Below are 8,014 nucleotides of genomic sequence, written 5' to 3' on the forward strand. Positions count from 1 at the left end.
GCGATGCGCGACCGCTTTCGGCCACGGCCCCCCAGGCTCACGGCACCGAGCGGATCTTCACCACCAGGGCGCTGCCGAGCAGGGTCACGACGGCGGTGACCGCGTAGAGCGTGGGATAGCCGCCCAGGTACACCACGAGCGGGGCGGAGAGCGCCGGGCCGAGCACCTGCGGCGCCGAGTTGGCGATGTTGATGACGCCCAGGTCCTTGGCCCGGTCGGTGGCCCGGGGCAGCACCTGGGTGATCAACGCGGCGTCCACCGAGAGGTAGACGCCGTAGCCGGCACCGAGCAGCAGCGCCGCGACGACGGCCATCGGCCAGACCGGCGCCACCGCGAGCAGCAGCGCCGCCACCGCCATGATCAGTCCGGAGACGATCACGTAGATCTTGCGGCGGCCGGAACGGTCGGACAGCCGACCGGCGACCACCGCGGTCGACATCATCCCGAGCGTGTAGAGCAGGATCAGCACCAGCAGGCCACCCTCGGGGTCGGGGTGGCGGACCCCGTCGCTGAGGAAGTACAGCAGGTAGAGGGTGCCGAGTGCGTTGCCCAACTGGACCAGGAACCGGGTGATCCAGGCCCAGGCGAAGTCCGGGTGCCGTCGGGGGCTGACCCACATCGAGGCCAGCAGCGCCCGCGCCCGCAACACCGGCCGATGGGTACGCGGCAGTGGCTCATCGGGGGTGAGCAGCGCGAACGGCAGCGACAGCAGCAGGATGGCCACGGCGATGGCCAGGTAGCCGGCCGCGTTGCCGGTGACCACGGCGGTGACCAGCACCGCGCCGAGCACCAACCCGAGCGCCTGCGGGATGCCCACCCAACCCGAGACACCGCCGCGCTGTACCACCGGTACCCGGTCCGGGATGGCGGCGGTGAGGCTCGCCAGCATCGCGTTGAAGCAGACCTGCGCGGCGACCCAACCGAGGGCGACCCCGAGGATGGTCCGCTGCTGGGCGAGCAGCACCAGGGCCGCCGCGCCGAGCACCGCACCGCCCGCGGTCCAGACGTGCCGGCGCCCGAACTCGCGGCCGGCCACCCGCAGACAGGTCCGGTCGGAGAGCGCACCCGCGAGCGGGTTGGCGAGCACCGCCGCCAGAGCGCCGAGGCCGGTGACCACGGCAAGCATGTTCTCCTTGTCGCCGGGCGCGATCTGTTCGATCTGTTGCGGCAGCAGCACCTGGATGGGTGTGAAGAACGCCATCCAGACGCCGAGGTTGGCCGCGAAGATCAGACCGATCCAGCCGCGTCGCACCGGCACCGTCGGCTCGGCGAGCGCCGCCGGCAGCGCCGCCGACGTCGGGTCGACGGTGGTCACCGCGCCGACCCCGGCCGGCTGGCCGCGATCACGCCACGCAACCAGGTGTACGACGACTTCGGCGTACGGGTCTGGGTGGGGTAGTCGACGTGCACCAGACCGAACCGCTTGGTGAACCCCTCGGCCCACTCCCAGTTGTCCAGCAGCGACCAGACGAAGTACCCGCGGACGTCCACCCCGTCGTCGATTGCGGCCCGGACCGCGCGCAGGTGCCCGTCCAGGTACGCGATCCGATCCGGGTCCGCCACCTGCCCGTCCGCGTCGGGTGCGTCGTCGTACGCGCAGCCGCTCTCGGTGATCTCGATGGGCGGCAGCGCGTCGCCGTACGTGTCGCGGAGCCAGCCGAGCAGCTCGTGCAGCCCGTCGGGGGCGACCGGCCAGTCGAAGGCGGTACGCGGGTAGCCGTCCAGCGGCACGAGGTCGAACGGCAGCGGCGAGCCCTCCTCGGCAGCGCGTACCCCGGTGGGGTTGTAGTAGTTGACCCCGAGCACGTCGATCGGCGTGGCGATGGTGTCGAGGTCGCCGGGGTGGACGACGCTCATGTCGAGCCCTGGTAGCTCCGGGTAGCCGCGGCCGAGCAGCGGGTCGGTGAAGAGTCGGTTGTGCAGCGCCTGGTAGGCCGCCCCGGCCGCCCGGTCGGCGTCCCGGTCGCCGAGCACCCGCACCGGCGAGTAGTTGTTGGCGATCGCCACCGGGCTGGTGCTGTGGGCCCGTAGCGCGGCCACCGCGAGCCCGTGCCCGAGCAGTTGGTGGTGGGCGACCGGAAAGGCGTCGAAGAGCAGCATCCGGCCGGGGGCGTGTACGCCCATCCCGTACCCCATGCTCATGTGGATGAACGGCTCGTTCAGGGTGATCCAGAGCCGGACCCGGTCGCCGAGCCGGGCGGCGGTCAGCTCGGCGTAGTCGGCGAACCGGGCCGCGGTGTCGCGGTGCAGCCAGCCGCCGGCGTCTTCGAGGGGTTGCGGCAGGTCCCAGTGGTAGAGGGTGGCGACCGGGTCGACGTCGGCGGCAAGCAACTCGTCCACCAGACGGTCGTAGAAGTCCAGGCCGGCGGCGTTGGCCGGGCCGGTGCCGGTGGGCTGGACCCGGGGCCAGGCGATGGAGAACCGGTACGCGGAGACCCCCAGCCCGGCCAGCAGCGCCACGTCCTCGCTGTGCCGGTGGTAGTGATCGCAGGCGACCTCGCCGCTGCTGCCGTCGCTGATCCGCCCGGGGGAGTGCGCGAAGGTGTCCCAGATGGACGGACCCCGTCCGTCGGCCGTGGTGGCGCCCTCGATCTGGTGGGCCGATGTGGAGACGCCCCAGCGGAAGCCGGTGGGGAACTGGGGCAGTGGTGCGGTCGACATGCGCCCTCCCGGTCAACGTGAAACGTGTTCGGGACTTTAAAGCGCTCCCGATGAATGCGCCATAGGCCGGCCTGGCCCATTCCGCAATGGTTGATCGGCGTGTCTTTTTCCGAACCCGTCCAGGTAAGTCCGATTTAGCGCATAGAGTGCCGATATCGTGGGATGTCCTCACCGGAGGAAAGACGGAAATGATCCTCGTGGAACGCAGTGCGCACGTGGCGGCGCCAATTGAAGTGGTCTGGGATGTCGTGCAGCGGGCCGAGCAGTTGCCGGCCTGGCTGGCCGGAGTCCGCGCGGCCGAGGTGCTCTCGGGAGAGGGCTTCGGACGGCGACAACTTGTCCAGGCGGGGCGCGGCTCGGCGCACGAGGCCGAGGTGATCGCCTACCAGGAGCCGACGCTGATCGGCTGGCGGGAGCGGGCCAAGGGCGCCGGATCTCGGGCGGAGGCGCGCACCGAGATCTACGTCCAGCTCACCGGAGACGAGGAGGAGGGCGGGACCATCGTCCGCCTCATCGTGGTCCGCTGGCCGGCCGGCCCGGTGAAGGCGGCCCTGCTGCGCCTCGGGCTACGTCGGGTCGGCGCCGACCTGGAGGACTCGCTGGCCCGGCTCACCGACCTGGCCGCCGTCGGCTGACGAGCGCCCATCCTCCCGGCGTCCCCGCGACGGCGGTGGTCCGGATCCCCGCCAGGGCCCCGGACCGCCGCCGCTCCCGTCCCGCGCCGGCCCCCGGCCCCGGCCCCGGCCTCCGGCCTCGGCCTCGTCAGCGTCGATCATGGACTTGTGGTGCCTGGTTCGCGATGGTATGACCGCTTCGCCCCCCACCACAACTCCTTGATCGACGCTGGCGGGCGGCGCGACGGGGCGTAGCTCGGGGTGCGGCAGGGGCCGCAGCCGGGGCGGGGGTTGTGCCGGAGCCCGGGGCGGCCCGGGAGCGGCGGTTGGAGTTGCGGCGGGGGTGGGTTGAGCGTGACGGGGGCCCGGGCGCGGATGCGCCCGGGCCCCCGTGGGTCGTGCTGGGCTAGCTGTCGCCGCCGGTCTCGCCGACCGGGGCGGCGTTGACGTCGTCGATCGCGTACTTCTTGGCAGCCTCGGCCGGCACCGTGGTCGCCACCGCGCCGCTGCGGGCGAGCTGCCGCAGCGTGGCCACCACGATCGACTCCGCGTCGACGTGGAAGTGCCGACGCAGCGCGTGCCGGGTGTCCGACATGCCGAAACCGTCGGTGCCGAGCGACGTGTAGTCGCCGGGTACCCAGCGGGCGATCAGATCCGGTACCGCCCGCATGAAGTCGCTGACCGCCACCTTCGGGCCGTCCGCGTCGGCCAGCTTCTGCTGGATGTACGGAACCTTCGCCTCGGCGCCCGGGTTGAGCAGGTTGTACTCCTCGGTCTCCACCGCGTCCCGGCGCAGCTCGGTCCAGGAGGTCACCGACCAGACGTCGGCGGCCACCCCCCAGTCCTGGGCGAGCAGCTGCTGGGCCTTGAGCGCCCACTGCATCCCCGTGCCCGACGCGAGCAGGTTGGCCTTCGGCCCGTCGACCTGAGGTGCCGGCGCGTAGCGGTAGATGCCCTTGAGCAGGCCCTCCACGTCCACGTCGGCCGGCTCGGCCGGCTGGAGCGTCGGCTCGTTGTAGACCGTCAGGTAGTAGAAGACGTTCTCCTGAGCCTCCCCGTACATCCGGTGCAGACCCTGCTCCAGGATGTGCGCGATCTCGTACGCGAACGCCGGGTCGTACGCCACCACTGCCGGGTTGGTGGCGGCGATCAGCAGCGAGTGCCCGTCCTCGTGCTGGAGGCCCTCACCGTTGAGCGTGGTCCGACCCGCGGTGGCGCCGAGCAGGAAGCCCCGGGCCATCTGGTCGGCCGCTGCCCACAGCCCGTCGGCGGTCCGCTGGAACCCGAACATCGAGTAGAAGATGTACATCGGGATCATCGGCTCGTCGTGCGTGGCGTACGACGAGCCGGCCGCGGTGAACGAGGCCACCGAACCGGCCTCGTTGATCCCCTCGTGCAGGATCTGCCCGGAGGTCGACTCCTTGTACGACAGGAACAACTCCCGGTCGACCGAGGTGTAGCGCTGGCCGTGCGGCGAGTAGATCTTCGCAGTCGGGAAGATCGAGTCGAGACCGAAGGTGCGGGCCTCGTCCGGGATGATCGGCACCCAACGCTTGCCGAACTCCTTGTCCTTCATCACGTCCTTGAGCAGACGGACGAAGGCCTGCGTGGTGGCCACCTTCTGCTTGCCCGAGCCGCGCTTGATGTCGGCGAACCGCTCCGGACCGGGGATGGCCAGCCGCTTCGTGCTGGTCCGCCGGGACGGCAGGTAGCCGCCGAGCTGCTCCCGCCGCTCCTTCAGGTACGCCAGCTCCTCGGACTTCTCGCCCGGGTGGAAGTACGGCGGCAGGTAGGGGTTCTCCTCCAGCGCCGAGTCCGGGATGTCCAGGTAGAGCCGGTCGCGGAAGGTCTTCAGGTCCTCCAGCGTCAGCTTCTTCATCTGGTGGGTCGCGTTGCGGCCCTCGAAGTGCGAGCCGAGCGTCCAGCCCTTGATCGTCTTCGCCAGGATGACGGTGGGCTGACCGGTGTGCTCGGTGGCCGCCTTGTAGGCCGCGTAGAGCTTGCGGTAGTCGTGCCCACCCCGCTTGAGGTTCCAGATCTCGTCGTCGCTGAGCGGCTCGACCATCTTGCGGGTCCGGGCGTCCCGGCCGAAGAAGTGCTCGCGGACGTACGCGCCGGACTCCGCCTTGTAGGTCTGGTAGTCACCGTCGGTCGTGGTGTTCATGAGGTTGACCAGCGCGCCGTCGGTGTCCGCGGCGAGCAGCGGGTCCCACTCGCGGCCCCAGACCACCTTGATGACGTTCCAGCCGGCGCCCCGGAAGAACGCCTCCAGCTCCTGCATGACCTTGCCGTTGCCCCGGACCGGGCCGTCCAGCCGCTGCAGGTTGCAGTTGATCACGAAGGTGAGGTTGTCCAGCTCCTCGCGGGCGGCCACGCCGATCGCGCCGAGCGTCTCCGGCTCGTCCATCTCGCCGTCGCCGAGGAACGCCCAGACGTGCTGCTGCGAGGTGTCCTTGATGCCGCGGTGCTGCAGGTACCGGTTGAACCGGGCCTGGTAGATCGCGTTCAGACCACCGAGGCCCATCGAGACGGTGGGGAACTCCCAGAAGTCCGCCATCAGCCGAGGGTGCGGGTACGAGGGCAGCCCACCACCGGGGTGCGACAGCTCCTGGCGGAACCCGTCGAGCTGGTGCTCGCTGAGCCGCCCCTCCAGGAACGCCCGCGCGTACATGCCGGGGGAGGCGTGGCCCTGGTAGAAGATCTGGTCGCCACCGCCCGGGTGGTTCTTGCCCCGGAAGAAGTGGTTGAAGCCCACCTCGTAGAGCGACGCCGAGCTGGCGAAGGTGGAGATGTGCCCGCCGACGCCGATCTCCGGGCGCTGCGCCCGGTGCACCAGCATGGCGGCGTTCCACCGGACGTACGCCCGGATCCGCCGCTCGACGTGCTCGTCACCCGGGAACCAGGGCTCGCGCTCCGAGGGGATGGTGTTGATGTAGTCGGTGGTGGTCAGGGGCGGAACCCCGACCTGGCGTTCACGGGCCCGCTCCAGCAGGCGCAGCATCACGTAACGGGCGCGTTTGGCACCGCGTTCGTCGATGACACCGTCAAGCGACTCGACCCATTCGCTTGTCTCTTCAGGGTCGATGTCCGGAAGCTGGCTCGGTAGGCCGTCGCTGATCACCGGGCGCTTGCGTTCCGTAGCCACAGGCGTTCCCTCGGTTGTGTGTGGGATAGGTCTCTAGCGCCATCCTGCCCCCTGGTGGCACCCGTCGTCACGTCTAGGTCCCCCCGACGCGATGCTGAACACAGGTACTCGTCGGTAACTTAGCGCGACGGGCGGGGGAAACCTGAGTGGTTTGACCCCCACTCCTACCGTCGCCTCCATGAACGGACGCCCTGTCGCGGTCGCCACGAGCATGATCGTTATCGGAATCGTGGGCCTGGTCCTCGGCGCGATCTTGCTCGCCTCCGGCTACTGGCCCTCGGTGGGACTGGTGGCCACCGGCATCCTGCTGGTCGTGCTCGGCGCGGTCCTGCTGCGGGACACGAGACGTACGGCCCGTCGGACCGGCCGCCGGCATCCCCCGGAGGAGGGCAACGCCCATTACGCCTCCTACCCTTGGCCAGCTGCGGACGCCGGCAGCAGTTGGCACGGCGACCGCCAGCGCGACGGCGGCCATGACAGCTCCGGCGGAGGCGGTACGGAACCGGTCGGCGGCAGCGTCGGTGGCGACTCCGGGAGAAGCTGGTCCGGCTGGGGCTGGTCCAGCGGTGACTCCGGCGGGGGCTGGTCTGGTGGCGACTCGGGCGGGGGTTGGTCTGGTGGTGACTCGGGCGGGGGTTGGTCTGGTGGCGACTCGGGCGGGGGTTGGTCTGGCGGCGGCGACTCCGGTGGCGGTGGTGGCGGCTCCTGACTGGCGGTGGTGGCGGCTCCCGACTGGCGGTGGTCGGCTCCTGACCACGCTCTGAGGCAGAATGCGACGTATGCGCAGTGACGTGATCACCGTCCAGACCGGGTCCCGACCGACAGTCCGGGACATCACCGCCGAGGCCCAGCAGTTCGTCTCCGGCGAGGGCGACGGACTGCTGCACGTCTTCGTGCCCCACGCCACCGCCGGCCTGGCGATCATCGAGACCGGCTCGGGATCCGACGACGACCTGCTCAGCGCCCTGGACGACCTGCTACCAACCGAGGACCGCTGGCGGCACCGGCACGGCTCACCCGGCCACGGCCGCGACCACGTGCTGCCGGCGTTCGTTCCGCCGTACGCCACGCTGCCGGTGCTCGGCGGCCGGCTGGCGCTCGGCACCTGGCAGTCGGTCTGCCTCGTCGACACCAATGGCGACAACCCGACCCGCCAGGTCCGCTTCTCCTTCCTCCCCGGCTGACCGCCCGCCGCCCGTGTGGCGCGGTCGGTGTGGGCGCGGTCGGTGTGGCGCGCTCGGTGTGGCGCCGCCCTTGTCGCGCTGTCGGTGTCGCGCGGTCGGTGTCGCGCCGTCCGCCACGCGCGGTCCGTCTACCGCCTCGCGCCAAGATCGTGCTCGAACCTGGATGTAGTGGTGTCCGGGGCGTGGGAGGCCACTACATCCAGGATCGAGCACGATCTTGGGCGGCGGCCCGTCGCAGAGCCTGCTGATCGCACCCAGGTGCAGCCGTCCGCTGTCAAGATCTGCGCAACATCAGGGAAACTGCTGCCTGAACCCCTGCCGAGGCAGCATCTTCGCTGATGTTGCGCGGGACGGGGCTCTGCGTGGACCCGGCCCAGCCCGGCGGCCCAGCCAACCCTGCCCGGTCCTGC

The 8,014-nt window shown here is 70.8% G+C and carries 6 protein-coding genes; 3 read left to right on the forward strand and 3 right to left on the reverse strand.

Annotation, left to right across the window (positions count from 1 at the left end):
* Positions 1–37: 37 nt before the first annotated feature.
* Positions 38–1,315: an MFS transporter gene (locus tag AB0C15_RS19510; protein WP_357353794.1), complete on the reverse strand. Its 1,278-nt coding sequence runs from the start codon at positions 1,313–1,315 to the stop codon at positions 38–40.
* Positions 1,312–2,661, reverse strand: coding sequence for a GH1 family beta-glucosidase (locus AB0C15_RS19515; protein ID WP_357353795.1), 1,350 nt, complete (start codon positions 2,659–2,661; stop codon positions 1,312–1,314). Before AB0C15_RS19515 ends, AB0C15_RS19510 begins: the two co-directional genes overlap by 4 nt.
* Before the next feature lie 188 nt (positions 2,662–2,849).
* On the opposite strand from AB0C15_RS19515, the gene AB0C15_RS19520 reads away from it, so the two are divergent.
* Positions 2,850–3,296 (forward strand): SRPBCC domain-containing protein, encoded by a 447-nt coding sequence (locus AB0C15_RS19520; protein WP_030488771.1) that lies wholly within the window; start codon positions 2,850–2,852, stop codon positions 3,294–3,296.
* A gap of 385 nt (positions 3,297–3,681) precedes the next feature.
* On the opposite strand, the gene aceE is transcribed toward AB0C15_RS19520, so the two are convergent.
* Positions 3,682–6,420 carry a pyruvate dehydrogenase (acetyl-transferring), homodimeric type gene (aceE, locus tag AB0C15_RS19525; RefSeq protein WP_357353797.1) on the reverse strand — a complete coding sequence of 913 codons (2,739 nt, stop codon included), beginning with the start codon at positions 6,418–6,420 and terminating at the stop codon, positions 3,682–3,684.
* Between the two features lie 178 nt (positions 6,421–6,598).
* Here aceE and AB0C15_RS19530 point away from each other — a divergent pair, with 178 nt between their 5' ends.
* Both AB0C15_RS19530 and AB0C15_RS19535 read left to right on the forward strand, forming a co-directional pair.
* Positions 6,599–7,129, forward strand: coding sequence for a hypothetical protein (locus AB0C15_RS19530; protein ID WP_357353799.1), 531 nt, complete (start codon positions 6,599–6,601; stop codon positions 7,127–7,129).
* A 70-nt stretch (positions 7,130–7,199) separates the two neighbouring features.
* Positions 7,200–7,604 carry a YjbQ family protein gene (locus tag AB0C15_RS19535; RefSeq protein ID WP_357353801.1) on the forward strand — a complete coding sequence of 135 codons (405 nt, stop codon included), beginning with the start codon at positions 7,200–7,202 and terminating at the stop codon, positions 7,602–7,604.
* The last annotated feature ends 410 nt before the right edge of the window (positions 7,605–8,014 follow it).

Source organism: Micromonospora sp. NPDC048835 (assembly GCF_040649995.1).
Classification (GTDB): domain Bacteria; phylum Actinomycetota; class Actinomycetes; order Mycobacteriales; family Micromonosporaceae; genus Micromonospora.